The 24,587-nt window shown below is 65.6% G+C and carries 26 protein-coding genes and 1 pseudogene; 12 read left to right on the plus strand and 15 right to left on the minus strand.

The window, feature by feature from the left end; all coding sequences use genetic code 11:
- Positions 1 to 111: 111 nt before the first annotated feature.
- Positions 112 to 603 carry a hypothetical protein gene (locus CT3_RS06145; protein ID WP_066539109.1) on the plus strand — a complete coding sequence of 164 codons (492 nt, stop codon included), beginning with the start codon at positions 112 to 114 and terminating at the stop codon, positions 601 to 603.
- Positions 604 to 685: 82 nt separating this feature from the next.
- On the opposite strand, the gene CT3_RS21180 is transcribed toward CT3_RS06145, so the two are convergent.
- From CT3_RS21180 to CT3_RS06155, 3 genes and pseudogenes are all read right to left on the minus strand, one after another.
- The gene (locus CT3_RS21180; RefSeq protein WP_225608792.1) at positions 686 to 1,039 is read right to left on the minus strand and encodes an FKBP-type peptidyl-prolyl cis-trans isomerase; all 354 of its coding nucleotides are present in this window, start codon (positions 1,037 to 1,039) and stop codon (positions 686 to 688) included.
- Positions 1,031 to 1,378, minus strand: a pseudogene (locus tag CT3_RS21185) (FKBP-type peptidyl-prolyl cis-trans isomerase); the annotation flags it as partial. The pseudogene CT3_RS21185 and the gene CT3_RS21180, both read right to left, overlap by 9 nt.
- Positions 1,379 to 1,489: 111 nt before the next feature.
- Positions 1,490 to 1,795 carry a winged helix-turn-helix transcriptional regulator gene (locus CT3_RS06155; RefSeq protein WP_066539105.1) on the minus strand — a complete coding sequence of 102 codons (306 nt, stop codon included), beginning with the start codon at positions 1,793 to 1,795 and terminating at the stop codon, positions 1,490 to 1,492.
- A gap of 429 nt (positions 1,796 to 2,224) precedes the next feature.
- Between CT3_RS06155 and CT3_RS06160 the strand changes: the two genes are divergently transcribed.
- The 3 genes from CT3_RS06160 (at position 2,225) to CT3_RS06170 (ending at position 5,561) form a co-directional block, all read left to right on the plus strand.
- Positions 2,225 to 3,460: a CaiB/BaiF CoA transferase family protein gene (locus CT3_RS06160; RefSeq protein ID WP_066539103.1), complete on the plus strand. Its 1,236-nt coding sequence runs from the start codon at positions 2,225 to 2,227 to the stop codon at positions 3,458 to 3,460.
- 47 nt (positions 3,461 to 3,507) lie between these two features.
- Complete coding sequence (gene xerD / locus CT3_RS06165; RefSeq protein ID WP_083520514.1) at positions 3,508 to 4,464, plus strand: site-specific tyrosine recombinase XerD; 957 nt, start codon at positions 3,508 to 3,510, stop codon at positions 4,462 to 4,464.
- A 116-nt stretch (positions 4,465 to 4,580) separates the two neighbouring features.
- The gene (locus CT3_RS06170) at positions 4,581 to 5,561 is read left to right on the plus strand and encodes a Bug family tripartite tricarboxylate transporter substrate binding protein (protein WP_066539102.1); all 981 of its coding nucleotides are present in this window, start codon (positions 4,581 to 4,583) and stop codon (positions 5,559 to 5,561) included.
- Between the two features lie 218 nt (positions 5,562 to 5,779).
- On the opposite strand, the gene CT3_RS06175 is transcribed toward CT3_RS06170, so the two are convergent.
- On the minus strand, positions 5,780 to 7,045 hold the full coding sequence (locus CT3_RS06175) for an EAL and HDOD domain-containing protein (protein ID WP_083520513.1): 1,266 nt from the start codon (positions 7,043 to 7,045) through the stop codon (positions 5,780 to 5,782).
- An 87-nt stretch (positions 7,046 to 7,132) separates the two neighbouring features.
- Positions 7,133 to 7,942: a ferritin-like domain-containing protein gene (locus CT3_RS06180; protein WP_066539100.1), complete on the minus strand. Its 810-nt coding sequence runs from the start codon at positions 7,940 to 7,942 to the stop codon at positions 7,133 to 7,135.
- 47 nt (positions 7,943 to 7,989) lie between these two features.
- On the opposite strand from CT3_RS06180, the gene CT3_RS06185 reads away from it, so the two are divergent.
- Together CT3_RS06185 and hslO are read left to right on the plus strand one after the other, a co-directional pair.
- The gene (locus CT3_RS06185) at positions 7,990 to 8,517 is read left to right on the plus strand and encodes a gamma carbonic anhydrase family protein (RefSeq protein ID WP_066539098.1); all 528 of its coding nucleotides are present in this window, start codon (positions 7,990 to 7,992) and stop codon (positions 8,515 to 8,517) included.
- Between the two features lie 31 nt (positions 8,518 to 8,548).
- The gene (gene hslO, locus CT3_RS06190; protein ID WP_066539096.1) at positions 8,549 to 9,544 is read left to right on the plus strand and encodes an Hsp33 family molecular chaperone HslO; all 996 of its coding nucleotides are present in this window, start codon (positions 8,549 to 8,551) and stop codon (positions 9,542 to 9,544) included.
- A gap of 240 nt (positions 9,545 to 9,784) precedes the next feature.
- Here the strand turns inward: hslO and CT3_RS06195 are convergent, their stop codons facing one another.
- The 5 genes from CT3_RS06195 to pyrG all read right to left on the minus strand — a co-directional run bounded on the left by CT3_RS06195 (position 9,785) and on the right by pyrG (position 14,911).
- Positions 9,785 to 10,357: a hypothetical protein gene (locus CT3_RS06195; RefSeq protein WP_127446186.1), complete on the minus strand. Its 573-nt coding sequence runs from the start codon at positions 10,355 to 10,357 to the stop codon at positions 9,785 to 9,787.
- A gap of 223 nt (positions 10,358 to 10,580) precedes the next feature.
- Entirely contained in the window at positions 10,581 to 10,859 is a 279-nt protein-coding gene (locus CT3_RS06200) for an FtsB family cell division protein (protein ID WP_066539093.1), read from the minus strand.
- 40 nt (positions 10,860 to 10,899) lie between these two features.
- Positions 10,900 to 12,186, minus strand: coding sequence for a phosphopyruvate hydratase (gene eno, locus CT3_RS06205; protein ID WP_066539088.1), 1,287 nt, complete (start codon positions 12,184 to 12,186; stop codon positions 10,900 to 10,902).
- A gap of 172 nt (positions 12,187 to 12,358) precedes the next feature.
- Positions 12,359 to 13,216 carry a 3-deoxy-8-phosphooctulonate synthase gene (gene kdsA, locus CT3_RS06210; RefSeq protein WP_066539086.1) on the minus strand — a complete coding sequence of 286 codons (858 nt, stop codon included), beginning with the start codon at positions 13,214 to 13,216 and terminating at the stop codon, positions 12,359 to 12,361.
- A gap of 36 nt (positions 13,217 to 13,252) precedes the next feature.
- Positions 13,253 to 14,911: a CTP synthase gene (gene pyrG / locus CT3_RS06215; RefSeq protein WP_066539084.1), complete on the minus strand. Its 1,659-nt coding sequence runs from the start codon at positions 14,909 to 14,911 to the stop codon at positions 13,253 to 13,255.
- Between the two features lie 106 nt (positions 14,912 to 15,017).
- Here pyrG and coaBC point away from each other — a divergent pair, with 106 nt between their 5' ends.
- The 3 genes from coaBC (at position 15,018) to dut (ending at position 17,370) form a co-directional block, all read left to right on the plus strand.
- Positions 15,018 to 16,244: a bifunctional phosphopantothenoylcysteine decarboxylase/phosphopantothenate--cysteine ligase CoaBC gene (coaBC, locus tag CT3_RS06220; protein WP_066539082.1), complete on the plus strand. Its 1,227-nt coding sequence runs from the start codon at positions 15,018 to 15,020 to the stop codon at positions 16,242 to 16,244.
- Between the two features lie 41 nt (positions 16,245 to 16,285).
- Positions 16,286 to 16,792: a hypothetical protein gene (locus tag CT3_RS06225; protein WP_066539081.1), complete on the plus strand. Its 507-nt coding sequence runs from the start codon at positions 16,286 to 16,288 to the stop codon at positions 16,790 to 16,792.
- Positions 16,793 to 16,920: 128 nt separating this feature from the next.
- Positions 16,921 to 17,370, plus strand: a complete 450-nt coding sequence (gene dut, locus CT3_RS06230) for a dUTP diphosphatase (protein WP_066539080.1) — start codon at positions 16,921 to 16,923, stop codon at positions 17,368 to 17,370.
- A gap of 73 nt (positions 17,371 to 17,443) precedes the next feature.
- Here the strand turns inward: dut and CT3_RS06235 are convergent, their stop codons facing one another.
- Entirely contained in the window at positions 17,444 to 18,115 is a 672-nt protein-coding gene (locus CT3_RS06235; RefSeq protein WP_066539078.1) for a DsbA family oxidoreductase, read from the minus strand.
- A 484-nt stretch (positions 18,116 to 18,599) separates the two neighbouring features.
- On the opposite strand from CT3_RS06235, the gene CT3_RS06240 reads away from it, so the two are divergent.
- A complete protein-coding gene (locus CT3_RS06240) occupies positions 18,600 to 19,181 on the plus strand; it encodes an outer membrane lipoprotein (RefSeq protein WP_066539074.1) in 582 nt (193 codons plus the stop codon).
- 148 nt (positions 19,182 to 19,329) lie between these two features.
- On the opposite strand, the gene CT3_RS06245 is transcribed toward CT3_RS06240, so the two are convergent.
- Genes CT3_RS06245 through CT3_RS06255 form a run of 3 tightly spaced genes read right to left on the minus strand, consistent with a single transcriptional unit; the run spans position 19,330 to position 21,811 of the window.
- The gene (locus CT3_RS06245; protein ID WP_066539072.1) at positions 19,330 to 20,769 is read right to left on the minus strand and encodes a sensor histidine kinase; all 1,440 of its coding nucleotides are present in this window, start codon (positions 20,767 to 20,769) and stop codon (positions 19,330 to 19,332) included.
- Positions 20,766 to 21,443, minus strand: a complete 678-nt coding sequence (locus CT3_RS06250; RefSeq protein ID WP_066539070.1) for a response regulator transcription factor — start codon at positions 21,441 to 21,443, stop codon at positions 20,766 to 20,768. Before CT3_RS06250 ends, CT3_RS06245 begins: the two co-directional genes overlap by 4 nt.
- On the minus strand, positions 21,443 to 21,811 hold the full coding sequence (locus tag CT3_RS06255) for a PepSY domain-containing protein (protein ID WP_083520510.1): 369 nt from the start codon (positions 21,809 to 21,811) through the stop codon (positions 21,443 to 21,445). The genes CT3_RS06250 and CT3_RS06255 overlap by 1 nt, the downstream gene beginning before the upstream one ends.
- A 153-nt stretch (positions 21,812 to 21,964) precedes the next feature.
- Here CT3_RS06255 and CT3_RS06260 point away from each other — a divergent pair, with 153 nt between their 5' ends.
- Both CT3_RS06260 and CT3_RS06265 read left to right on the plus strand, forming a co-directional pair.
- Positions 21,965 to 22,321, plus strand: a complete 357-nt coding sequence (locus CT3_RS06260) for a PepSY domain-containing protein (RefSeq protein ID WP_225608765.1) — start codon at positions 21,965 to 21,967, stop codon at positions 22,319 to 22,321.
- A gap of 73 nt (positions 22,322 to 22,394) precedes the next feature.
- On the plus strand, positions 22,395 to 23,819 hold the full coding sequence (locus CT3_RS06265; RefSeq protein WP_066539068.1) for a ferredoxin reductase family protein: 1,425 nt from the start codon (positions 22,395 to 22,397) through the stop codon (positions 23,817 to 23,819).
- 112 nt (positions 23,820 to 23,931) lie between these two features.
- Here the strand turns inward: CT3_RS06265 and CT3_RS06270 are convergent, their stop codons facing one another.
- On the minus strand, positions 23,932 to 24,456 hold the full coding sequence (locus CT3_RS06270; RefSeq protein ID WP_066539497.1) for an FKBP-type peptidyl-prolyl cis-trans isomerase: 525 nt from the start codon (positions 24,454 to 24,456) through the stop codon (positions 23,932 to 23,934).
- Between the last annotated feature and the right edge of the window lie 131 nt (positions 24,457 to 24,587).

Raw genomic sequence — 24,587 nt, forward strand, 5'->3', positions numbered from 1 at the left:
GTCCCTTTGCGAAAGGGGGGCGGGCGTGGGAAGCTGCATGCCAGTCACTGCGCATCCCGTGGCGGATGCCGCAAGTGCTTGGTTTCATGAGCACCATCCCAGGAGGGCAGCATGATCTTGGTTCCCACTTCAAGCGGCCGGCAGGCCCTGGCCGTACAGGATGCGTTGTTCACGCCCAGCATGCACACCGTCTTCATGCTGTGTGACGGGCAGCGCAGCATGGGCCAGGTATTGGGCGCCACGGCTGGTCTGGGGGCGACGTCCGAGGATGTGCGTACCTTGCTGGAACTGGGGTGGCTGCGGGCCGGGACGCAGCAGGAAACGGCGGCCCCCGCCATGGATGAGCGCACGGCCAGCCTGGCGCTGGAGCATGCGCGGTATGTGGAAGGCTACCGCTGGGCGCGGCAGCTGACCACGGGGCTGGGACTGCGGGGCTTGCGTCTGCTGCTGGCCATTGAGTCCGCCACCGACTACCAGCAGCTGGCGTCGCTGGTGCCGCGGATCCGTGATGCCGTGGGGTCCGCACGGGCCGCAGTGCTGGAGCTGGTGTTGTTTGGCGATGTGCAGGAGAAGACTGTGCCGCCTTCGCGTGCATCGTGGTAGCTTGGGCGCCAGGATGCAAAAAAGGCGCCTGAGGGCGCCTTTTCTTGTCTGGACCGCCTGGTGCGATCCGGGCCGGGCGGGGTCAGACCGCCAGCAGTTCCACTTCGAAGCGCAGCGTGGCATGGGGAGGGATCACGCCACCCGCGCCACGGGCGCCATAGCCCATTTCCGAGGGGATGATCAGGGTGCGCTTGCCGCCCACCTTCATGCCTTGCACGCCCTTGTCCCAGCCCTTGATGACCATGCCGGCACCCAGCTGGAAGACGAAGGGGTCGTTGCGGTCCAGGCTGGAGTCGAACTTGGCGCCTTGTTCGCCATTGTTGTAGAGCCAGCCGGTGTAGTGCACCGTCACGCGCTTGCCGCGTGTGGCTTCGGCACCGTCACCCACAACCGTGTCTTCGATCTGGAGCACCGGTGCGGCCTTGGTGGACAGCAGCTCCACGTCGAACTTCAGGGTGGCATTGGGAGGAATCACACCGCCGGCGCCGCGCTCGCCGTAGCCGAGTTCTGAGGGGATGATCAGGGTGCGCTTGCCGCCCACCTTCATGCCTTGCACGCCTTCATCCCAGCCGCGGATGACCATGCCTTCGTCCAGGGAGAACTCGAACGGCTCGCGGCGGTCCTTGCTGGAGTCGAACTTGGCGCCTTGTTCGCCATTGTTGTAAAGCCAGCCGGTGTAGTGCACCTTGACGTCAGCGCCGCTGATGGCTTCGGCGCCTTCGCCCACAACGGTGTCTTCATACTGCAGGCCAGAGGCGGTGGTGGTCAGGGCCATGGGGTGTCCTTGGAGATCGTCAATAAAGAAATCAGGCCTGCAGGGCATGCCCCGGGCCTGATGCATACCTGTACGCACCTTCGGTGCGCCAGATGCGAAAGGTGCGACAGCTTACTTCTTGGCGCGCGCGGCTGCCCAGCGTGTGGCAAAAGCCTGCACATCGCTGAGGCGCTTGAGCAGGTCATGGCCCTGGGTGGTGACGGTGTAACCGTCGCTGCCGTGCTCCAGCAGGCCACATTCGCGCAGTTCCTTGATACGGGTGTTCAGCGTGTTGGGGGTGATGCCCCCCACGCTGTCCTGCAGCAAGCGGAAGGTCTGTGGGTGTCCGTCGCGCAAAGCCCACAGGACGCGGAGTGCATAACGGCATTCCAGCTTTTCGAACAGCTGGTTGATGGCGGCGTTTTCCTTGGAGCTCATAGACGCTTCTCCTTGCGCATGTCGTTGATGGAGGACTGGGGCAGCGGATCCCCCGTACCAAGTCGGAATGAATATAGCGTGGATCGCATTCTGCTACAAGTTTGGTAGCTCTATATGTAGAGCAATCAGGCAAACGGGTCAGAAATGGCTCAAAAACGGCGCAAGTGTTGCAACCGGACCACGTCCGTTGGAGACGTCGGGTGTTTGTCGGACACGTGGGTGCGCTCCAGTGCCCTTGCAGGGCGCGCGCGTTTGGGGATGCGGCGGCTTCCCAAATGCCGGGGCCGGCAGCTGCAGGCGCTTTCTACAATGGGCCACTGGTTGTGGGCGTGCTCCCAGAGTCCGTGGGCATGGGGGGGTGGGCCGCAGGCGCGCAGGCCCTGCCTCCGGTCGGCGGCGCCCCGTCTTGTGGCTTTTTCTTGGTACCTCATGGCTTCTTCTTCCGATATTCCCCTGGACACCGCTGCGGCGGCTGCCGACCGGCCTCTGCCTCTGCAAGGCCTGCGCGTGGTGGAGTTTTCCCACATGGTGATGGGGCCGTCGTGCGGCATGGTGCTGGCCGACCTGGGGGCGGAGGTGATCAAGGTGGAGCCGGTGGAAGGCGACCGCACGCGCCATCTGCTGGGGGCAGGCGCGGGCTTTTTCCCCATGTTCAACCGCAACAAGAAGAGCATCGCCATTGACCTGCGCAGCGCCGAAGGCCTGCAGGCCGCCATCCGGCTGGCGGCATCGGCCGATGTGGTGCTGCAGAACTTCAAGCCCGGGGTGATGAAGAAATACGGGCTGGACTACGCCACGCTGAGCCAGCTGAATCCGGGACTGATCTATGTGAACCACACCGGCTTTCTGCCGGGGCCCTACGAGCACCGTACGGCGCTGGACGAGGTGGTGCAGATGATGGGCGGTCTGGCCTATATGACAGGCCGCCCGGGCGACCCGCTGCGTGCCGGCACCAGCGTGAACGACATCATGGGCGGCATGTTTGGCGCCATTGGTGCCATGGCAGCGCTGATGCAGCGCGCCCAGACGGGCAAGGGCCAGGAGATCGACTCCGCCCTGTTCGAGAACAATGTCTTCCTGGTCGGTCAGCACATGATGCAGTACGCCGTGACGGGACAGGCGGCGGCTCCCATGCCGGACCGCATTTCGTCCTGGGCCATGTACGACGTGTTCACCGCCCAGGATGGGGAGCAGATCTTTCTGGCCGCCGTCAGCGATGCCCAGTGGCGCACCTTCTGCGATGCCATGGGTTATGACGATCTGAAGAACGATCCGCAGCTGCAGACCAACAATGACCGTGTGCGTGCCCGCTCCACGATGATGCCGGTGCTGCGCGAGCGGCTGGCCCAGCATACGGCGGCCGCGCTGGCGGCCATCTTCGAGCAGCATCAGCTGCCGTTCGCGCCGATCTCCCGGCCGGAACAGCTGTTCGATGACCCCCACCTGAATGCCACGGGCTGCCTGGCGGATGTGGTGCTGACCGATGGCGAGCGCGCCGGACAGACGGTGCGCACCACGCTGCTGCCGCTGCGCATGGACGGCCAGCGCCTGCCGGTGCGCTGCAGCCCGCCCGCCGTGGGCGAGCACACGGCGGTGCTGCTGCAGGGCCTGGGGTACGGGGCGGACGATATTGCGCAGCTGCAATCCACCGGCGCCGTGGCCTGAGTGCTGCCGGGGCGGCTGCACAATGGCGCCTCAGGAGTGAACAGTCGATGACGGAACCGAAGACAGCGCAAGCAGACACCGGCAATGCGGGGGGCGACGGCCTGGATGCCGCCAGCCAGGCCGCGGTGGATGCCTTTGTCGAAGCGCTGTGGCTGGAAGACGGCCTGGCAGACAACAGCCTGCAGGCGTACCGCCGGGATTTGACGCAGTACCTGCGCTGGCTGCAGCAGGCTTTTCCGGGGGTGTCCCTGGATGCTTCCGCCGAGGAACACCTGCAGGCCTATCTGGCACACCGTCTGGATCTGCGCAGCAAGGCCACGTCGGCCAACCGCTGCCTGAGCGTGCTGCGCCGCTATTTCCAGTGGGCGCTGCGCGAAGCGCGCATCCACCAGGATCCGGTGATGCGTCTGCAGCCGGCCAAGCAGCCGCAGCGTGTGCCGCACACCCTGACGGCCGAGCAGGTGGAGCGTCTGCTGCAGGCCCCGGACCTGGGCAACCCGCTGGGCTTGCGCGACCGTGCCATGCTGGAGCTGCTGTATGCCAGCGGCCTGCGGGTGAGCGAGCTGGTGGGTCTGCCGCTGTTCCAGGTCGACCTGCGGGCCGGGGTACTGCGGGTGATGGGCAAGGGCAGCAAGGAACGGCTGGTGCCGTTTGGCCAGGAGGCCCAGCATTGGCTGGAGCAGTACCTGGCGCAGGGGCGCGCCGAGCTGCTGGCCGGTCAGCACAGCGATGCGGTGTTTGTCACCCGGCGCGGCAGCGGCATGACGCGGGTGATGTTCTGGACGCTGGTGAAAAAATATGCGGCCATCGCCGGCATCACGGCGCCGCTGTCGCCGCACACGCTGCGCCATGCCTTTGCCACCCATTTGCTCAACCACGGCGCAGACCTGCGCGTGGTGCAGATGCTGCTGGGACATGCGGACATTTCCACCACCACCATCTACACCCATGTGGCGCGCGAGCGCCTGCGCCAGCTGCATGCCACCCACCACCCGCGGGGGTGAGCGCCAGGACGGTGCCAGCCGGTGCCGCCTGCCGTGGCTTGAAGAATTACTAAACCCGCATAAGCGGTTTTACAGTTTTAAAGAAAATTGCAAGGTTTATGCAATCCGGAGTTTCCATGACTGATTCCCTGCGCCGTGGTCTGCTGGCTGCGGCTGTGCTCGCCGCCACTGTGCCTGCCTTGTCTGTAGCGGCTGAAGCCTGGCCGACCAAGCCCATCCGCATGGTGGTGTCCTACCCCGCTGGCGGCGTGAGCGACAACGTGGCGCGCGCACTGGGCGACAAGCTGTCGGCCCAGCTGGGCCAGACCGTGGTGATCGAGAACAAGGCCGGTGCTGGCGGTGCGATCGGTCTGGACCAGGTGGCCAAGTCGCCGGCCGACGGTTACACCCTGGGCTTTTCGTCCATCAGCCCGCTGGCGCTGAGCCCCCACCTGGGCAAGATGGCCTTCGATCCGCTCAAGGACATCGCCCCGGTGGCCAGCGTCATGTACTCGCCCATTCTGATTCTGGGTACCAAGGCCAACAAGGCGGCCAACTTTGCCGCACTGATGGAACAGTCGCGCAAGGACCCGGGTGTGGTGCGCTGGGCCACGGCCGGCTTGGCATCGCTGGGCCATATCGTGCTGGAGCAGGTGCGCCACCAGGCCAAGGTGGACATCACCCACGTGCCCTACAAGGGCGGCGGCCAGCAGATGAATGACGGCCTGGGCGGTCAGTACGAGATCCTGTCCACCAATGCCAGCCCCACGGTGATGCCCCACATCAAGAGCGGCAGCCTGACGCCGCTGGCCGTGGGCGCGCCCAAGCGCCTGGATTCGCTGCCCAAGGTGCCCACCCTGGCCGAATTGGGTTATCCAGCAGCCAACAGCACCTCGCTGTTCGGCATCTTCGCCCCGGCCGGCACCCCCAAGGCCGTGCTGGACCGTCTGAACGCCGAAATCAACAAGGCACTGGCCGAGCCCGATATCCAGCAGCGCCTGAAGGCCAGCGACAACGTGCCCACCGGTGGCACGGCCGCGGCTTTTGCCAAGCAGATCGCTGCGGAATCGGTGGAGAACGCCAAGATCATCAAGGCCGCCAGCATCACGCTGCAGTAAGCGAAACGGTTGTTCATTTCTCCCCGAAAAGCACTGCCTGGCAGTGCTTTTTTCATGGCCGTGTGCTGCATTCACCACGTGCATGCGCGGCTTTCCGGGCGGCTGCTCCGGCGGGGGGCAGGGCGCTGCGCCGGTGAAGGGGGCCGGTCGCTGCAGGCCCCCCGTTCATGGCGGCGGATGCAGGGCGGGCCTTAAACCGCCCACGGGAAGCGCCGGATTCAGGTCGTGGACAGATTGTCCGTCCATGCCAGCGCCTGCAGGTGCGCCAGATTGATCTGTGGATCGCTCAGCCGCGACAGGGTGGCAGAGCGGTCGTGCAGCAGCGGGCTGCAATCCTCGCAGGCACGCGTCAGCTCCAGCAACTCGCCCAGAACGCCTTCGTTGCGCAGCAGGGCCGCTCCCACGGCATCGGGCACATTCACCAGGTTGAGCGTGGCCTGCATGGGAATGTTCAGCATCACGTCCAGCAGCGAGAACACGCCCACCACAAAGGCCTGGTCGGCCTCGTCCTCGCCCAGCAGTTCCAGGGCCAGCAGCTCCATCAGGCGCCCACGCACCACGGCGGTCTGGCCCACCGATGAGGGCAGGTTGCCGAACTTGGAGGCCGTCAGCAGCAGCGCGGCCCAGCGGAACATTTTCTTCAGTCCCAGGATCAGGACGGCCTGGCGGAAGGAGGTGATTTCCCGTGCCATGCCCAGGCCGGCCGAGTTGATCAGTCGCATCAGATTGAAGGCCAGGCCGGCATCTTTCTTCAGCACGGCCTCGATGGCTTCCGGATGCGCCTGCTGGCGCAGCAGGTTGATCAGCTGGATGATGCTGGCCTGGGCCGGGGCCAGCAGGCGGGCTTCCACCAGCGCAGGGCGGGCAAACCAGTAGCCCTGGAACAGGCGGATGCCCATGTCCTGCAGCAGGTGGTAGTGCTGGGCGCTTTCCACTTTCTCTGCAATGATCTGGGCCTTGGTGTGGCGCTGGGCATAGCCCACCAGCACGGCGAGCTGTTCCGGGCGCAGCACGCCCAGGTCCAGCTTGATGTAGTCGGCCAGCGGCAGCCAGGCGGCGTAGGCCGATTCCAGCACCTTGTGGCCAAACGCCAGCTGAAAGCCCCGGTTGCGCAGCGCTTGCAGAATGGGCAGGCGGGCCAGCACCTCGCTGCTGGCCACATGGCCCAGCATCTCCACCTCCAGCACCACCTTGTCGGAGCTGACCAGTTCCAGCTGGCCGCTGGCCATGCTTTCGTGCGAGCACTTCACGAAAATGGGTTTGGTGACGGCCGGATCGTCACCGCTGGCATGGGACATGGCCGCAAAGATCAGGCTGACATCGTTGGCCACGCCCAGACTGGCGGGTGCACGGGAGCGGCAGAACAGCTCGTAGCCCACGACTTCGCCCTGCTGGTCCACGATGGCCTGCCGCGCAATCATGGCGCCAGGAAGCGCCGCTTGCGCAGTGGGAGGAGGGGCAGAAGTCAAAGTGGACAGTGACATGGGGCGTGAAGGGTGGCGGGGCAGTAGTCGGTGCAGCAGGCGGCTGCGATCATGCCGCACACAGGCGGCGCTTGTCGATGTCCATGGTCAAGCAATTTGCTGGAGCCACAGCAGCTCGGTTTCGGTGAAGCCGGCCTGCTTGCGGGCGCTGGTGTTGAACGGCGGCCGCAGGCGCGGGGCTTCGTAGCGTACCGTGAGTTCGTGGTACAGCGATTCGGGATCCAGCCCCTGTTTGTCGCACAACCAGCGGTACCAGTGGTTGCCGATGGCGACATGACCCACTTCTTCGTGCAGGATGATGTCCAGAATGGCCACTGCCGCCAGGGCATCGGGGGCGTGGGTATTGCGCAGCTTGTTCTGGATCTGCGGGGTGGCATCCAGCCCGCGCGCTTCCAGCGTGCGGGGCACCAGGGCCATGCGGGCGGTGACATCGTCCGAGGTTTTCTCGCACATGGTCCACATGCCCTGGTGGGCAGGGTGGTCGCCGTAGTCCTGGCCGTGGTGCTGGCGCAGGTGGTCGCGCAGCAGCAGAAAGTGTTTGCCTTCCTCGGCGGCCACGCGCAGCCAGTCACGGTAGTAGTCGGGCGGCATGCCGGCAAAACGCCACATGGCGTCCAGCGCCAGGTTGATGGCGTTGAATTCGATATGGGCGATGGCGTGAATCAAGATGGCCCGGCCTTCGGGCGTGGCCGGGGAGCGGCGCGCCACTTCGGTGTGGTGGCGCAGCAGCGGGCGTTCGGGGCGACCCGGCAGGCTGGCCGGATCCACGGACGGCAGCTGCATATCGGCTGCTATGGAATAGTGAGCTTGCTGTGCATGCAGGTCAAGCACAGCAAGCGCTTTTTCTTCAGGGTCGGTGAGGCGCAAGACCTCCAATGCACGGTGGCGAAGCTCCATATTTACAATTTTAGGTTTCGCACTAAAACCAACGGAGACAGTCCCCCATGGCAATTTACGAACTGGACGGCGTGGCGCCGGTGATTTCCCCTTCGGCCTGGGTGGCCGACAGTGCCCAGGTGATGGGCCAGGTTGAATTGGGCGAAGACGCCAGCATATGGTTTGGAACGGTGGTTCGTGGTGACACGGACCGCATCACCATCGGGGCGGGAAGCAATATCCAGGATGCCAGCGTGCTGCATGCCGATTTTGGCTCGCCGCTGACCATCGGCCAGCATGTCACCGTGGGCCACCAGGTGATGCTGCATGGCTGCACGATTGGCGATGAATCGCTGATCGGCATCGGCGCCGTGGTGCTCAATGGGGCGAAAATCGGCAAGAACTGCCTGGTGGGGGCCGGCTCGCTGGTCACCGAAGGCAAGGAATTCCCCGATGGCTCCATGATTCTGGGCAGCCCCGCCAAGGTGGTGCGCCAGCTGAGCCCGGAACAGATCGAAGGCCTGCGCCAAAGCGCACGCCACTATGTACTGAACGCGCAGCGCTTTCACAAAGGCCTGCGCAAGCTCGGCGGATAAACGCCGGGCGTTTTTTGAGAAATGAGACAGCGTGTCTGAACTGCACAAATTCCTTTTTGACGGCCAGCCGGTGCGCGGCATGATCGTGCGCCTCACCGATGCCTGGCAGGAAATCCTGCGCCGCCGCGCCAGCAACACCGAAACCGGGGCCTATGCCGCCCCGGTGCGCGAGCTGCTGGGGGAAATGGCGGCGGCCGGCGTGCTGATGCAATCGAACATCAAGTTCAATGGCGCGCTGGTGCTGCAGGTGATGGGGGACGGCCCGGTCAAGCTGGTCGTGGCGGATGTGAATTCCGACCTGACGCTGCGCGCCACTGCCAATGTGCAGGGGGATGTGCCGGCAGGTGCCTCCTTGGCCGAGCTGGTGAATGTGCATGGCAGCGGCCGCTGCGCCATCACGTTGGACCCCAAGGACCGCCGCCCGGGCCAGCAACCCTACCAGGGCGTGGTGCCGCTGCAGGATGTGGATGGCAAGAAGTTCGCCCGCCTGTCGGATGCGCTGCAGTTCTACATGCTGCAGTCCGAGCAGCTGGACACCACCATCGTGCTGGCGGCCAACGAGGAAGTGGCGGCCGGTCTGATGATCCAGCGCATGCCCGTCAAGGGCGAGGCCAACCTGGCCGGTGCCACCGAGAGTGCCGAACAGGGCGATGACCGCAACGGTTTCAACGAGGACTACAACCGCATCGCCCATCTGGCCGCCAGCCTGACGCGCGATGAGCTGTTGACGCTGGACGTGGACACCATCCTGCACCGCCTGTTCTGGGAGGAGAAGCTGCTGCGCTTTGTGCCCCAGCAGGACGAGGAGGCCGGTCCCCGTTTTGCCTGCACCTGCAGCCGTGAACGCGTGCAGAACATGCTGCGTTCCTTGGGGCAGGACGAGGTGGACAGCATCGTCGCCGAACGCGGCAATGTGGAAGTGGGCTGCGACTACTGCGGCCAGCAGTACCACTTTGACGCGGTGGACGCGGCCCAGCTGTTTGCCGATGCGGCGGCGCAGCCGCCGGCATCCAACGCGGTGCAATAAGCGCCTTGCCTGGGGGCAGGCTCGGTCCTGCCGGGTGGTCCCGCTCGCTAAAAAGCCTTGCTTGCAAGGCTTTTTTCTTGTGCGTGCCATGGGAAGATCGGGCTATGCAGGCACTTTGTACCGAAGCAGCAACTGCTGCAGCGCTGCCCGTGGCGGCTCACAGCGGCCATGGTCCATGGGCGCAGGCAGTGATGATTTATTCATAGAGTTTGCTGTTCGGGTGCGGCAAACAGGCGAGGCTCAGGGCTGCCCTGCGTCGTTCCCAGGGATCTTGCGGCCACCCAGCAGGCGTGAGAACAAGCGCTGCTCGCTGGCGGGGTCCACGCATTCCCGGCAACGCAGATTGGGCGCATGGCCGTGCTGCAGCGCACTGGCCACGTCGGGCCCGCTGCGCAGGGAGGATGTTTCGGTCTGCTGAACAGCCAAGGCCTGCAGGCATTCCAGCAGCGCGCGCAGTTGCTGCGCCGGGGCGCCGTAGAGCACCCGCAGGCAGGTGGTGCCATCCATCGCATCCTGCATCAGCTGCTGGCGGCAGGCCTGCTCCAGCGCGCGCTCGGCGGTACCCGCCGATGCCGGTGTCGGCAGCCAGAACACCTGGCCGGTGGGCAGGGGCTGCTGGGCCTGTGCCGTCCAATGGGCCAGCAGGCCGGCATCCACGAAGGAGGAGGGTGGGGAGCGCCCATCGGGCGGGCATGGCGTGCTGTCGATGGCTGCGGCATCTGCCTGCGCCACACGCTGCCACAGCGCCTGCGGCTGGCTGCTGGCCGTGCCGGCCACGATGGCCAAGGGAAAAGGGGCAGGAAGCGGGGACATCGAGTGGGCGGTGTGGAGCCGTTTTTCGGGGCGAGCAGGACCTGGTGGGGCCGAAGCGCGGCAGGTAGGGCCAGTGTAGAGGCCGTGGCGGTGGGGCGTGCTGCACCGCACGGCATGGGGCCTGGCGGTAGGGGCATGGGTGTAGCAGCCGTTGTGCAGAAACGATAACGGCCTCGCAAGAGGCCGTTACAGGGAGGTGCGCGCAGGGGCGCGCCTGCGGCGATCAGGGCTTGGTGATCTGCACGTAGATCTCGTTGGGTTTGACCATGCCCAGTTCGCTGCGGGCTTTCTCTTCCACCATGTCCTTGCCCTCGCGCAGGTCCGACACTTCCGAGGTCAGCCGGTTGTTTTCCAGCCGGGCCACTTCGTTGGCAGACTTGATCTGCGCGATCTGGGTGCGCATCTCCTGCACATGGTCCATGCTGTAGCTGCCCAGCCAGAGCTGGGCGTGGACGATGGCCAGTATGGCCAGCAGTACCAGCGTGACAATGCGGTGAACCATGGTGCGGGGGAGGCGCTCGACTCAGTGAAAGGGCTGCGGATCAGCGCAGATTGTAGAAAGCAGCGCGGCCGGGGTATTCGGCCACATCGCCCAGGTCTTCTTCGATGCGCAGCAACTGGTTGTACTTGGCGATACGGTCGGAACGGCTCATGGAGCCGGTCTTGATCTGACCTGCATTCAGGCCGACAGCGATGTCGGCGATGGTGCTGTCTTCGGTTTCGCCCGAGCGGTGCGAGATCACGGCGGTGTAACCGGCGCGCTTGGCCATTTCGATGGCGGCGAAGGTTTCGGTCAGGGTGCCGATCTGGTTGATCTTGATCAGGATGGAGTTGGCAATGTGCTTTTCAATGCCTTCCTTCAGGATCTTGGTGTTGGTCACGAACAGGTCGTCACCCACCAGCTGCACCTTCTTGCCCAGACGCTCGGTCAGGATCTTCCAGCCATCCCAGTCGCCTTCGTGCATGCCGTCTTCGATGGAGACGATGGGGTACTTGTCGCACCAGCCCGCCAGCATGTCGGTCCACTGGGTGGAGGTCAGCGTCATATTGCCTTCGCCGGCCAGCACGTACATGCCGTCCTTGTAGAACTCGGAGGCTGCGCAGTCCAGGCCCAGGGCGATCTGTTCACCGGGCTTGTAGCCGGCGTTTTCGATGGCTTCGATGATCAGCTGGATCGCGGCTTCGTGGTTTTCCACGGAAGGCGCGAAACCGCCTTCGTCGCCCACGGCTGTGGACATGCCCTTGTGGTGGATGATGGCCTTCAGTGCATGGAAGACCTCGGCGCCCCAGCGCACGGCTTCGCGGAAGGTCGGCGCACCCACGGGGATGATCATGAACTCTTGCAGGTCCAGGCTGTTGTTGGCGTGGGCGCCACCGTTGATCACGTTCATCATGGGCACGGGCAGCTGTGTGCCGCCCATGCCGCCGAAATAGCGGTACAGGGGCAGACCGGCTTCTTCCGCGGCAGCGCGGGCCACGGCCATGGACACCGCCAGCATGGCGTTGGCGCCCAGGCGGCTCTTGTTGTCGGTGCCGTCCAGATCGATCAGGGTCTTGTCCAGGAAGGCCTGTTCGGAAGCATCCAGGCCCAGCACGGCCTCGGAGATTTCGGTATTGATGTGCTCCACGGCCTTCAGCACGCCCTTGCCCAGGTAACGGCTCTTGTCGCCGTCACGCAGTTCGATGGCTTCGCGCGAGCCGGTGGAGGCGCCGCTCGGCACCGCAGCGCGGCCCATCACGCCGGATTCCAGCAGCACGTCGCATTCGACGGTGGGGTTGCCGCGGCTGTCCAGGACTTCGCGTCCTACGATGTCAACGATTGCACTCATGGTCTTCCTTTGAAGGTTTTTACAAATTCGTGTCCCAGAGGACTTGGCGGAATTCTCCGCCAACAGAGCCGTCCGGATACGCACAGACGGCGCTGTTTTGGATACGAAAAAGCACGCCGTGCGGGGCGTGCTTGGGTGTCGTTACCGGATGGCGTGCATGGTACGCGCTGCTTCAGGCTTCGAAGGCGTTTTCCAGGAAACCGTTGCGCTTGGTCACATCGTCCAAGGCCACCAGGGTTTCCAGCAGCGCCTTCATGTGCTTGAGCGGCACGGCGTTGGGGCCGTCCGACAGGGCGTTGCAGGGATCGGGGTGGGTTTCCATGAAGAGACCGGCCACACCCACGGCCACGGCCGCACGGGACAGCACAGGCACCATCTCGCGCATGCCGCCGCTGCTGGTGCCGTTGCCGCCGGGCAGCTGCACGCTGTGCGTGGCGTCGAACACCACGGGGGCGTTCGTCTCGCGCATGATGGCCAGAGAGCGCATGTCGCTGACCAGGTTGTTGTAGCCGAAGCTGGCGCCGCGTTCGCAGGCGGTGAAGCTGTCTTCGGGCAGGCCTGCTTCCTTGGCGGCGGCACGGGCCTTGTCGATGACGTTCTTCATATCGTGCGGGGCCAGGAACTGGCCCTTCTTGATATTGACCGGCTTGCCCGACTGGGCCACGGCACGGATGAAGTCGGTCTGGCGGCACAGGAAGGCGGGCGTCTGCAGCATGTCCACGACGGACGCCACATACGGCACTTCTTCCACGGTGTGCACGTCGGTGAGCACCGGCACACCGATTTCCTTCTTCACCTTGGCCAGGATTTCCAGGCCTTTTTCCATGCCCGGGCCGCGAAAGCTGGTGCCCGAGGAGCGGTTGGCCTTGTCAAAGCTGCTCTTGAACAGGAAATGGATGCCCAGGTAGGAGGTGATTTCCTTGAGCTGGCCCGCCACGTCCATCTGCAACTGCTCGGACTCGACCACGCAGGGTCCGGCGATCAGAAAAAAGCGTTGGTCCAGGCCAATGTCGAAGCCGCAGAGTTTCATGGCGGGTTTCCTTGTCGTATCCGGTCAAGTCGGCGCTCAGGCCTTCTTGCCCTTTTGCTTGCCGTCGACGGCTGCCTTGATGAAGGCATTGAACAGCGGGTGGCCATCCCAGGGGGTGGACTTGAACTCGGGGTGGAACTGCACGCCGATGTACCAGGGGTGCACGGCAGCCGGCAGCTCGACGATTTCTGTCAGCTGTTCGCGCTGGGTCAGGGCCGAGATCACCAGACCCGCTGCACGCAGCTGGTCCAGGTACTGGGTGTTGGCTTCATAGCGATGGCGGTGGCGTTCGGTGACCACGTCGCCGTAGATGCTGTGGGCCAGCGTGTCTTTCTGCACATCGGAGGACTGTGCGCCCAGGCGCATGGTACCGCCCAGGTCGGAGTTCTCGTCGCGCGTCTTGATCGTGCCGTCCTCGTCCTTCCACTCGGTGATCAGGGCGATCACGGGGTTGGGGGTCTGGGGATCGAACTCGGTCGAGTTGGCGCCTTCCAGGCCCGCCACATGGCGTGCGTACTCGATGGTGGCCACTTGCATGCCCAGGCAGATGCCCAGGTAAGGCACCTTGTTCACACGGGCGAACTGGGCGGTGGAGATCTTGCCTTCCACGCCACGCGAACCGAAGCCGCCGGGCACCAGGATGGCGTCGTACTTGGACAGCTCCTGCTTGGCGTTGGCGTCGGTGATGGTTTCCGAGTCCACGTGGGTGATCTTCACGCGCACATGGTTCTGCATGCCGGCGTGCTTGAGTGCTTCGTTGACCGACTTGTAGGCGTCGGACAGCTCCACATACTTGCCCACCATGGCCACATTCACTTCGCCTTGCGGGTGCTCTGTTTCGTAGACCAGGTCGTCCCAGCGCTTGAGCGTGGTGGGCGGGGTGTTCAGGCGCAGCTTGTCGCAGATCAGGCCGTCCAGGCCTTGCTCGTGCAGCATGCGGGGCACCTTGTAGATGGTGTCCACGTCCCACATGGAGATCACGCCCCACTCGGGCACGTTGGTGAACAGCGAGATCTTGGCCTTTTCCTCTTCCGGTACCTGGTACTGGGCGCGGCACAGCAGGGCGTCGGGCTGGATACCGATTTCGCGCAGCTTCTGCACCGTGTGCTGGGTGGGCTTGGTCTTGAGTTCACCGGCCGTGGCGATGTAGGGCAGGTAGGTCAGGTGGACGAAGGCCGAGTTGTTGGGGCCCAGCTTCAGCGCCAGCTGGCGCACGGCTTCCAGGAAAGGCAGGGACTCGATGTCGCCCACGGTGCCACCGATTTCGCAGATGGCCACATCCACGGCGTCATCGGTGCCGATGCCGGCGCCGCGCTTGACGTATTCCTGGATTTCATTGGTGACATGGGGGATGACCTGCACGGTCTTGCCCAGGTAGTCGCCGCGGCGTTCCTTCTCCAGCACGGACTGGTAGATACGGCCCGTGGTGAAGTTGTTGGTCTGCTTCATGCGGGTTTCGATGAAGCGCTCGTAGTGGCCGAGGTCCAGGTCGGTTTCAGCGCCGTCATCCGTCACAAACACTTCGCCGTGCTGGAAGGGCGACATGGTGCCGGGGTCCACGTTGATGTACGGGTCCAGCTTGATGAGGGTGACTTTGAGACCGCGCGATTCCAGGATCGCAGCAAGGGAGGCTGAGGCGATTCCCTTGCCCAGGGAAGACACCACACCGCCTGTGACGAAGACGAATTTGGTCATCTCTTCATTTTTTTGGTGGTGGTAAAGATGAATTATAGGTGCGAGCGGGTTCCCGCCGCTTGCCGACACGCAAATGCAGGGGCATGCGTCTGCTACATTCGCCGCCATGAACGCGCTTGCTGGCAAACATGTGGTGCTGGGCCTCTCTGGAGGCGTGGCTTGTTACAAATCGGCCCATCTGTGCCGTCTGCTGACCAAGGCGGGCGCCACCGTGCAGGTGGTGATGACGGAGGCGGCCGAGCACTTCATCACCCCGGTGACCATGCAGGCCTTGTCCGGGCGCACGGTGTACGGCTCGCAGTGGGATGCCCGCGAGCCCAACAACATGCCGCACATCAACCTCAGCCGCGAGGCCGATGCCATCGTCATCGCGCCCTGTAGCGCGGATTTCATCGCCAAGCTGGCCCAGGGTCGTGCCGATGAGCTGCTGAGCCTGATGTGCCTGGCCCGTCCCATTGACCGCATTCCGCTGCTGCTGGCGCCAGCCATGAACCGTGAAATGTGGGCCCACCCGGCCACGCAGCGCAATCTGGCCCAGGTGGCGGCCGACGGCGCTCTGGTGCTGGGCGTGGGCGTGGGTGACCAGGCCTGCGGCGAAACCGGCGATGGCCGCATGCTGGAGCCCGAAGAGCTGCTGGAAGACCTGCAGGCCTTTTTTGCCCCCAAGGTGCTGCGTGGCAAAAAGCTGTTGATCACGGCCGGCCCGACGTTCGAAGCCATCGATCCGGTGCGGGGCATCACCAATCTGTCCAGCGGCAAGATGGGTTTTGCGATTGCTGCTGCCGCCCAGGCCGCCGGGGCGGAGGTGACCCTGGTCGCCGGCCCGGTGCACCTGCCCACGCCGCGCGGCGTGCAGCGCATCAATGTGCAGTCGGCCCAGCAGATGCTGGCGGCCGTGCAGTCCCAGGTCGGGCCCGCGGATGTGTTCATCGCCACCGCCGCAGTGGCGGACTGGCGTCCGGCCAATACGGCCGACCAGAAGATCAAGAAAGACGGTTCTGGCGAAGTGCCGGCACTGGCTTTTGTGGAGAACCCCGACATCCTGGCCACCGTGGCCCAATCTGCCCGGGCCCAGAGCGGTGCCTTGTACTGTGTGGGTTTTGCGGCCGAAAGCCACGATCTGCTGCAGCACGCCATGGCCAAGCGCCTGCGCAAGGACGTGCCCCTGCTGGTGGGCAATATCGGCCCGGCCACGTTTGGTCAGGACGACAACGCCTTGCTGCTGGTGGATGCCCAAGGCCACCGCGAGTTGCCGCGCGCGCCCAAGACCGAGCTGGGGGTGCAACTGGTGCAGGAGCTGGCGCGCCGCCTGGCCGCTGCTCCGGGGCGCTGAGCGCGTACCGCCCCTGTTGACCTGTTTGAAGATTTTTGCCCATGTACACCTCGAACTATGACGGCCCGCGTGGCGGCGACTATGTGCGCTATGTCGATTCCCTGCTGCGTGCCAGTCCGCTGTACCGCAGTGCCTTCCATGGGCTGAACGCCGGCAACCGCAGCGACTTCACCGATGCGGGGGCCACCCCGGGCGCACAGCCGGCATCGGCGCTGGCGCGGGTGCGCGAAAAGGCGCAGGCAGCCGTGCAGCAGGCACAGGAAGCTCAGCGTGCAGGCCGGCCTGCGGCGCAAAAAGCGCAGCAGCGCAAGGCCCGCAATCCACGCAAGCAGCTGGAAGCGGAGCAGGCAGCCCGCCGCGCCGCGCAGCAGCAGGCCCAGGACAAGCCGGCTGCTGCATCCTGGTTCCGTATCACGCCCGGGCGGATCGTGTTTCTGGTGTTCCTGGCCATCCTGGGCATGGTTGTGCCGGGTCTGGGTGCGCTGCTGCTGCTGTTCGGCATCATCAGCGCAGTGCGCAAGGGCATCCGGTCTGCCGCCAAGGACTGAGCGATTTCCGAAATGCCATGCCGGGCCTGGCGGCACGGCACAATGCAGCCTTTGTTGTCTGACCGGCGGCAGAGCCCGGCCCCTTCCCGTGGCGCCATCGGCGCCTGCAGCCCGCTGTGAGTTTCCCCATGAATGTTGACCTGAAGATCCTGGATGCGCGCCTGCGCGAGAACATGCCCGCCTACGCCACGCCCGGCAGTGCCGGACTGGACCTGCGCGCTTGTCTGGATGCGCCGCTGACGCTGGAGCCCGGCCAATGGCAGCTGGTGCCTACCGGCATGGCCATCTACCTGAAAGACCCCGGCTACGCCGCCATGATCCTGCCGCGTTCCGGCATGGGCCACAAGCACGGCATCGTGCTGGGCAATCTGGTGGGACTGATCGACAGTGACTACCAGGGCCAGTTGATGGTCAGCGCCTGGAACCGTTCCTCCACCGCGTTCACGCTGCAGCCCATGGACCGTCTGGCCCAGCTGGTGATCGTGCCGGTGGCGCAGGCGCAATTCAACCTGGTGGAAGAATTTGCCGATACCAGCGAGCGCGGCGAAGGCGGCTACGGCTCCACAGGCAAGCAGTAAGCGCAAAGGGCGTCCTGAAACAAAGCCCGGCGTTGCCGGGCTTTGTTTTTTTGGGTGCCGCAGACCACGCAGATCAGACCATGGACGGCGGGGCGCCGGCGGCTGCGATATAGCGCAGCGCACGGACAAAGGCCTCGGGCGCCTGGTTGCCGCGCAGCAGCTGGCGGTGGTTGAAAATGAAGGTGGGGACGGTCTGTATGCCCATTCCCCGGTAGAAGGACTGGGCTTCGCGCACGGCCTGGATGTCGTCGCCCGCCGCCAGATAAGCCAGTGCAGCCTCGCGGCTCAGGCCTGCGGCCACGGCGGCATCGGCCAGCACCTGGTGGTCGGCAATGTTCGCCCCCTGTCCGAAGTAGCCGTGCACCAGCTGCTGCGCCAGCACCAGCTGGTGGTCCTGACCCTGGTTGTCGGCCCATTGCAGCAGCCGGTGGGCGTCCAGCGTGTTGTAGAGCATGCGGGGCTCCTGCGGGCCCATTTCCAGCTGGATCGCCAGGCCGTGCAGACGAATGTCGGCCCAGCAGGGCTGCAGGGCGGCGCGGGCAGGGCGCTGGTGCTGCTGCAGGTACTGGGCGCGGATTTCCCCGGCGGCTTTCACGCTGGGGTGCAGCTCCAGCGGTTGCAGGTGCAGCTTCGCCTGGATCTCGCCTTCCAGGCTGCGCAGCGCGTGCAGCAGATTGAACAGGGCAATGGCGCACCAGGGGCAGGTGGTGTCGCTGACCATATCAATGCGGACGGTGGCGGGCATGGCTGCTCCTGTGGGTGCACGCTGCGGGTGTCTAGCTATCTGGTTGGTAAACCTCATAGCGAATTTGTAAGAGCGTTCTGGCCTTTCGCCCGTAGGCGTGCAACCCAAACACCTATGCGCAGGCAGCGCTATCCAGGCCAACGGCAACTGCGTGCATGCCATGAAAATGCAGCGCTTTGACCAGCGTACGCCATGGGACGGGTGCAGTTACCAATCCCCAAAAATACATGCAAGCGGCAATGCGGCAGCGATGGCAAATAGCTCCGCACCGTGCACACCATGGCGACAGCTTAGGGCTGCATGGGGCTCGTTTGCAAGGCCGCAGCCGGTACGGGGGCGGGAGGGAAGTTTGTGAGCAAGTGTGAAAGCAGTCGTCTCCCTGCGGCACTGGGGCGTTGAACCAGTAAGGCGCTTACGGCGCGCCACCTGTGCAGGCCGTGCACATCGCCATGGCCCTGCCGCTTTGCAGACGAGGAGAAATTGCATGCACACCATTTCACGTTGGGGCCGTCTGGCCATGGCAGCCGCTGTGGCCGCCGCACTGACAGCCTGCGCGGCCTACCCCCAGGGCGGCTATAACCAAGGTGGCTACGCCAGCCAGGGCGGCTACAACCAGCCGGTCACCAGCTACCCGGTGCAAAGCGGCAACTATGGCAGCACCTACGGCAACACGTATGGCGGCGGCTACAACCAGCAAGGCCAGTACAACCAACAAGGCCAGTACGTCCAGCAGGGGCGGGTGCTGAATGTGGAAACCGTGCGCGTGCAGGACGGCAGCGGCATTGGCGCCGGTGGTGCCATCGTCGGCGGTGTGTTGGGTGGTGTACTGGGCCACCAGGTGGGCGGCGGCCGTGGCAAGGACCTGGCCACCATCGCCGGCGTGGTGGGCGGCGCACTGGCAGGCAATGCCGTGCAGAACAATATGGGCGGCGGCAGTGTGCGCGATATCTACCGTGTCAGCGTGCAGATGCCCGATGGCAGCGTGCGGGCGTTTGACTACCAGAATGCCCCGGGCTTCCGTCCCGGCGACCATGTGCGGGTGGACGGCAACCAGATCTACCGCTGAACCACCGCGCTGCCGCTGCAGCATGCATCCAAAGGGCCTGCGGGCCCTTTTTCTATGGGCGCGGTGTGCGCCAGACTCCAACGTATCCGTGTTGTGCGCAGGGCCATGGACAGGAGCCGAGAACCGCGGGGTGGGCCTGCCGGGGGGCTCAGGCCGCCGGCGCAGCCGGCAGGCACAGGCGCATCTGCAAACCCCCCAGCGGCGAGGGGTGGGCCTCGATGCTGCCACCGTAGGTGTGGGCCAGCTCACGCACGATGTCCAGCCCCAGGCCGGTGCCGGGGCGCTGTTCATCCAGCCGCTCTCCGCGGCCGAAGATGCGGTTGCGCTGGGCTGGGTCCGGAATGCCGGGGCCGTCATCGTCCACCAGCAGGCACAGCTGCCCGCCTTGGCCCGGGGGCCCTGGCAGGGCCTGCACCGACAGTTCCACCCGGCTGCTCGCCCACTTGCCGGCGTTGTCCAGCAGGTTGCCCAGCATTTCAAAAAAGTCCTGTTCCTCCCCCCGAAAGGCGAGTGGCTCCAGTTGCTGCACATCGCTTGCTAGATGGAAGTGCACCTCCCGGCCGGCATGCAGGCGCCGCATGGTGCGCAGCAGCGCCTGCAGCGGCTCCAGCACCGGGGTGCGCAGGCCCGTGGCGCGGATGGCCGTGGCGGCGCGCGCGCGGGCCAGGTGGTGGTCGACCTGGCGGGAGGCAGAGCTGACCTGTTCACGCACCAACTGGCCCAGCGGGGTGGCATCGTGCGCGGCGGCGTTGCCCAGAATGTTCAGCGGTGTGTGCACGGCATGGGCCAGATTGCCGGCCTGTGTGCGGGCGCGCTGCACGATGTCGGCATTGGCGGCAAGCACATGGTTGAATTCGGCGACCAAGGGTTGCAGCTCATGCGGCACCGGGCCTTGCAGCTGCGCCGTCTGGCCGGCCCGCACGGATGCCAGTTGCTGGCGCAGGCGTTGCAGCGGGCGCAGTGCCAGGTGCAGTTGCACGGCCACGGCCAGCAGCAGCCCCACGGCCAGCAGGCCCAGCGCGACCAGCAGCATGGTGGTGAAGCGCTGCAGCGGCTCGGCCAGCAGGGCCTGGTCGGCGGCCACGGTCAGCCGCAGCAACGGGGCGTCGGCATCCGGCAGCTGCAGCGGGCGGCTGACCGCCAGTAGCGCATGGCCTTGTGCGTCCTGCAGATCCAGCACGGCATGGCCCAGGCGGCGGGTGCCGGGAAAGCCAGGGTCGGCCGGCAGTGGCAGAGCCTGGTCCCACAGCGAGCGTGAGCGTGCCACCGTGTGGAACTGGCCCTCACTGGGCGCCCAGGTGTCGACCTGCCAGTACAGCCCGGACAGCGGGGTGTCCAGGCGCACATCGTCCGTCATGGCGGTGACGCGCACCTCATGCCCCTGCATGTTGACGGCGGCACTGAGCTGGTTGAGCTGGCGCACCAGCTGGTCCTGCAACTGCTGGTGCACATGTTCCTGGAACAGGCCGCGCAGCCCCCAGCCGGCCACGGCCACGGCCAGCACCAGCCATACCAGCGTGCCCAGCAGCAGCCGCAGACGCAGCGATCCGTGCTGCAGCCAGCGCAGCGCGGCGTGGGCGGCATTCATGGCAGGCTTTCTGCCGGGGCGGGCACCAGGCGGTAGCCCAGGCCGCGCACGGTTTCAATGCTGCCTGCGGGCAGCTTCTTGCGCAGCCGGCCCACAAAGACTTCGATGGTGTTGGAGTCGCGCTCGCTGTCCTGCGGATACAGGTGTTCGGACAGCTCGGTGCGCGAGAGCACTTCGCCCACGCGCTGCATCAGCAACGCCAGGATCTTGAACTCGTGGCTGGTCAGCACCAGCGGCAGCCCATCCACGGCCACGGTGGCCTGGCGCGTGTCCAGCAGGATGCTGCCGCACTGCCATTGGGCGCTGCTGTGGGGCGAAAGCCGGCGCAGCAGGGCGCGCAGGCGGGCCAGCAGTTCTTCCATGTGGAAAGGCTTGGCCAGGTAATCGTCGGCCCCGGCGTCCATGCCCATCACTTTTTCATGCCAGGCACTGCGGGCGGTCAGGATCAGCACCGGCATGCCGCGCCCGCAGGCGCGCCAGTGGCGCAGCACGGTCAGTCCGTCCACCACGGGCAGACCCAGGTCCAGGACCACCGCATCAAATGTCTCTTCCTGACCCAGATACCGCGCGGTGCTGCCGTCGGCTGCGGTTTCCACGGTGTGACCGGCAGCGGCAATGGCGTCGCGCAGCTGGGTCTGCAAAGTGGGTTCGTCTTCCACCACCAGGATGCGCATCAGTCACGTCCTTTCTGGCGCACGCTCAGCACCTTGCCGTTCACCGCGTTGATCTTGACCTTGAGCACCCGGCCGTCGGCCTGCAGCACGCGCAGTTCGTAGAGGAAGCGGCCGTCGTCGTGCTCGAACTCCACCTTGATGACCTGGCCCTTGTACTCGCGCTCCACCTGGTCCAGCACGGTGCGCAGCGGCAGCACCTTGCCCTGCTGCAGCGCCTGGCGGGCCAGCTCATGGTCGCTTTCATCCGACTGTGCGGAGGGCGCCTGCAAGGCGATGGCCCCCCATAGCACCGCCACGCATGCGGCCGCCCCCAGCACGGGCAGGGCGCGCAGGCGGGGCAGGTGAAAGCGGGGACGGGGCAGTGGCATGGCAGGGGCTCCAGAGCGGCAAGGCCTTTCCTTATACCGAAACGCCAATGAACCGCAGATGAACGGCGCCTTCAGCTTCGGTTCACGGGCGCTGGAAAACACTGCAGCCATGTCAGCACGGTGCTGGCAGTTTCTTCTTTCAGGAGTTTGCACATGATGGCTATTACCCGTTCTTCTCTGTCCGTGCTGCGCAAGGCGGCGGCACCCGCATCCGCGCTGGCGCTGGCCGCCGTGCTGGGTGGCACGGCCATGGCGCAAGGTACCCCCGCGGCCACACCGGCTGCGGCCCCCGGGCTGGCGACCATGGCCGCATCCGCAGGCCATGCCCCGGTACTGACCATCCGCCAGGTCTATGACCGCCTGGAAACCGCGGGCTACCGCGATCTGCGCGAAATCGAATGGGATGACTACCACTACGACGTCAAAGGCCGCAATGCGCAAGGCGCGCGTGTGAAGCTGGAAGTGGATGGGCAGACCGGCGCCGTGCTGCGCAGCCGCATCAAGCACTGAACGACGGAATGCGCGAGGGGGCTGTGGCTCCCGCCTGTCGAACCGAGGGTGTAGGTCAGAACAAGGAAGTGGTATGCGTGTACGCGGCATATGGGCCGCCTGGGCGGCGGTGTTGACCGCAGCCTGGATGCTGGCCCTGTGGGCCGAGCAAGGCCAGGGGCTGGTGGCGGGGGCGAATGGCGAGAGCGTGCAGTGGGCCTGGCTGCTGCGGCGGGATCTGTTGCTGCTGACCGGGGTGTGGAGCCTGGGCATGCTCTCGCTGACTATGTGGCTGGCATTGCGCCAGCCTTGGATGGAGCGCCCCCTGGGCGGCATGGACCAGGTGTACCGCCTGCACAAATGGCTGGGCACTACGGCCGCCGTGGCTGCTGTGATGCATTGGATCGCCAAGGAGTCGAGCGCCTGGATCAAGACAGTGTGGGGCACGGCCGGGCGCCCAGCGCGCGATGCCATGCTGCCCTGGCTGGCCGAGGGACGCAGCTGGGCCAAGGACCTGGGGGAATGGGCTTTTTATGCCTTGCTGCTGCTGGTGGCGCTCACGCTGTGGCGCCGCCTGCTGCCTTACAAGCCCTGGCGCTGGCTGCACCGCGTGATGCCGGTGCTGTATGGGGCGCTGGTCTTTCACAGCCTGGTGCTGCTGCCGCAGGCGTACTGGCAGCAGCCCGTGGGGTGGTTGATGGGGGCGCTGATGGTGCTGGGCAGTGCGGCCGCGCTGTGGGCGCTGGCTGGCCGGATCGGGCGTGCCCGCCGCTATGCGGCGCAGGTGCATGCAGTGCAACTGCTGGGGACGCGGCCAGCACAGGATCCGCTGGAGGTGCTGTGTGCTCTGCCTGCCCATTGGCCGGGGCACCGCGCCGGGCAATTTGTCTTTGTGCGCTGGGATGCCTGGGAAGGGGCCCACCCTTTCACTGTGGCCAGTGCGCCGGGGGCATGCGGGCAGACGGCCGATGGGCGGACGTTGTTGCGGCTGGTGATCAAGCCGCTGGGAGACTACACCGCCCAGCTGCACCGCAGGCTGCACGCTGGACAGGCCATGCAGATCGAAGGACCGTATGGGCGGTTCGATGGCCGTGCACCGCATGCCGATGGGCAGGCGGTCCCCGTGCAAGTCTGGGTGGCGGCCGGTGTGGGCATCACCCCGTTTCTGGCGTGGCTGGAGGCGCGGCAGCCGGGCTCCATGCCCCACGCCGAGGCGCCGGGCGACGGCCTGTCTGCGGCCCATCTGCACTACTGCACCCGCGATGCCGCGACCGATAGGCTGCTGCCCCGTGTGCAGAACCTGTGCGCCGAGGCCTGTCCGCCGATGGGCCTGACCGTGCACGATGCCGCCCAGGGCCAGTGGCTGCGCCCCCAGGATCTGGAGCACCATGGCCCCGAACTGGACCTGTGGGTCTGCGGCCCCCAAAGCCTGGGCGATGCCTTGCAGCAAGGTGCCCAGGCGGTACGGGCCCAGGGTGGACGCTGGCGGCTGCACCGCGAGGCATTCGGGATGCGGTAGTCCCCGCGCAGGCGTGCAGCAGCAAGCGCCTGCTGTACCGCCCGCGCGACCCCACAAAAAAGGCAGCCCGCAGGCTGCCTTTTTTTATTGGGGAGAGGGGTGCAGGCCTGTGTCAGTGCAGCAGGTCGTTGCCCGGTGCCTGGGGCTGCACGCGGAAAAAGCCGGTGCCGGCGCTGCCGCGGCCGATTTCCTCTTCCGTGGCTTCGCGCACGGCTTCCACCTTCAGGTGTATACGCAGCGCAATACCGGCCAGCGGGTGGTTGCCGTCCAGCACCACATGCTCGGGGTAGATGTCGGTCACGGTGTAGAGCGCGTCCTTGGGGGCCGTGGGGTTGCAGCCTTCGGGCAGGGCGCTGCCTTCAAAGGTCATGCCTTCTTCCAGCTCGGCCGGGAACAGCGTGCGCGGCTCCAGGAAGATCAGTTTGTCGATGTAGTCGCCAAACGCGTCTTCGGGCTCCAGGTGCAGGTCCAGCGTGGCACCCACCTGGTGGCCTTGCAGGGCTTCCTCAATGCGCTTGAGCAGGTCGTCGCCGCCCAGCAGAAATTCCACCGGCTCGTCCAGCACATCCAGCTCATCGCCCAAGGTGTCTTTGAGCACCCAGGTCAGCGCGACCACGCATTGTTCGGTGATTTCCATATCGAAGCTTTCTTGGCAAGGGGCGTGGGCCTGGCCAGAGGGGGCCACCCAGCGCGGAAGGCCGAAATTGTACCGGCCACCGGCTTTCCTGTCGGCACGTGTGGGTGCCGCTGCCGCGGCGCCCGCATGCT

Source organism: Comamonas terrigena NBRC 13299 (assembly GCF_006740045.1).
Taxonomy (GTDB): Bacteria; Pseudomonadota; Gammaproteobacteria; order Burkholderiales; family Burkholderiaceae_C; genus Comamonas; species Comamonas terrigena.

What these genes read in the sequence shown, in the direction of transcription:
- CT3_RS06145 (WP_066539109.1), top strand. Translation starts at nt 112, where the DNA reads ATGATCTTGGTTCCCACTTCAAGCGGCCGGCAGGCCCTGGCCGTACAG.
- CT3_RS06155 (WP_066539105.1), bottom strand. Translation starts at nt 1,795, where the DNA reads ATGAGCTCCAAGGAAAACGCCGCCATCAACCAGCTGTTCGAAAAGCTG.
- CT3_RS06160 (WP_066539103.1), top strand. Translation starts at nt 2,225, where the DNA reads ATGGCTTCTTCTTCCGATATTCCCCTGGACACCGCTGCGGCGGCTGCC.
- xerD (WP_083520514.1), top strand. Translation starts at nt 3,508, where the DNA reads ATGACGGAACCGAAGACAGCGCAAGCAGACACCGGCAATGCGGGGGGC.
- CT3_RS06170 (WP_066539102.1), top strand. Translation starts at nt 4,581, where the DNA reads ATGACTGATTCCCTGCGCCGTGGTCTGCTGGCTGCGGCTGTGCTCGCC.
- CT3_RS06175 (WP_083520513.1), bottom strand. Translation starts at nt 7,045, where the DNA reads ATGTCACTGTCCACTTTGACTTCTGCCCCTCCTCCCACTGCGCAAGCG.
- CT3_RS06180 (WP_066539100.1), bottom strand. Translation starts at nt 7,942, where the DNA reads ATGGAGCTTCGCCACCGTGCATTGGAGGTCTTGCGCCTCACCGACCCT.
- CT3_RS06185 (WP_066539098.1), top strand. Translation starts at nt 7,990, where the DNA reads ATGGCAATTTACGAACTGGACGGCGTGGCGCCGGTGATTTCCCCTTCG.
- CT3_RS06195 (WP_127446186.1), bottom strand. Translation starts at nt 10,357, where the DNA reads ATGTCCCCGCTTCCTGCCCCTTTTCCCTTGGCCATCGTGGCCGGCACG.
- CT3_RS06200 (WP_066539093.1), bottom strand. Translation starts at nt 10,859, where the DNA reads ATGGTTCACCGCATTGTCACGCTGGTACTGCTGGCCATACTGGCCATC.
- eno (WP_066539088.1), bottom strand. Translation starts at nt 12,186, where the DNA reads ATGAGTGCAATCGTTGACATCGTAGGACGCGAAGTCCTGGACAGCCGC.
- kdsA (WP_066539086.1), bottom strand. Translation starts at nt 13,216, where the DNA reads ATGAAACTCTGCGGCTTCGACATTGGCCTGGACCAACGCTTTTTTCTG.
- pyrG (WP_066539084.1), bottom strand. Translation starts at nt 14,911, where the DNA reads ATGACCAAATTCGTCTTCGTCACAGGCGGTGTGGTGTCTTCCCTGGGC.
- coaBC (WP_066539082.1), top strand. Translation starts at nt 15,018, where the DNA reads ATGAACGCGCTTGCTGGCAAACATGTGGTGCTGGGCCTCTCTGGAGGC.
- CT3_RS06225 (WP_066539081.1), top strand. Translation starts at nt 16,286, where the DNA reads ATGTACACCTCGAACTATGACGGCCCGCGTGGCGGCGACTATGTGCGC.
- dut (WP_066539080.1), top strand. Translation starts at nt 16,921, where the DNA reads ATGAATGTTGACCTGAAGATCCTGGATGCGCGCCTGCGCGAGAACATG.
- CT3_RS06235 (WP_066539078.1), bottom strand. Translation starts at nt 18,115, where the DNA reads ATGCCCGCCACCGTCCGCATTGATATGGTCAGCGACACCACCTGCCCC.
- CT3_RS06240 (WP_066539074.1), top strand. Translation starts at nt 18,600, where the DNA reads ATGCACACCATTTCACGTTGGGGCCGTCTGGCCATGGCAGCCGCTGTG.
- CT3_RS06245 (WP_066539072.1), bottom strand. Translation starts at nt 20,769, where the DNA reads ATGAATGCCGCCCACGCCGCGCTGCGCTGGCTGCAGCACGGATCGCTG.
- CT3_RS06250 (WP_066539070.1), bottom strand. Translation starts at nt 21,443, where the DNA reads ATGCGCATCCTGGTGGTGGAAGACGAACCCACTTTGCAGACCCAGCTG.
- CT3_RS06255 (WP_083520510.1), bottom strand. Translation starts at nt 21,811, where the DNA reads ATGCCACTGCCCCGTCCCCGCTTTCACCTGCCCCGCCTGCGCGCCCTG.
- CT3_RS06260 (WP_225608765.1), top strand. Translation starts at nt 21,965, where the DNA reads ATGATGGCTATTACCCGTTCTTCTCTGTCCGTGCTGCGCAAGGCGGCG.
- CT3_RS06265 (WP_066539068.1), top strand. Translation starts at nt 22,395, where the DNA reads ATGCGTGTACGCGGCATATGGGCCGCCTGGGCGGCGGTGTTGACCGCA.
- CT3_RS06270 (WP_066539497.1), bottom strand. Translation starts at nt 24,456, where the DNA reads ATGGAAATCACCGAACAATGCGTGGTCGCGCTGACCTGGGTGCTCAAA.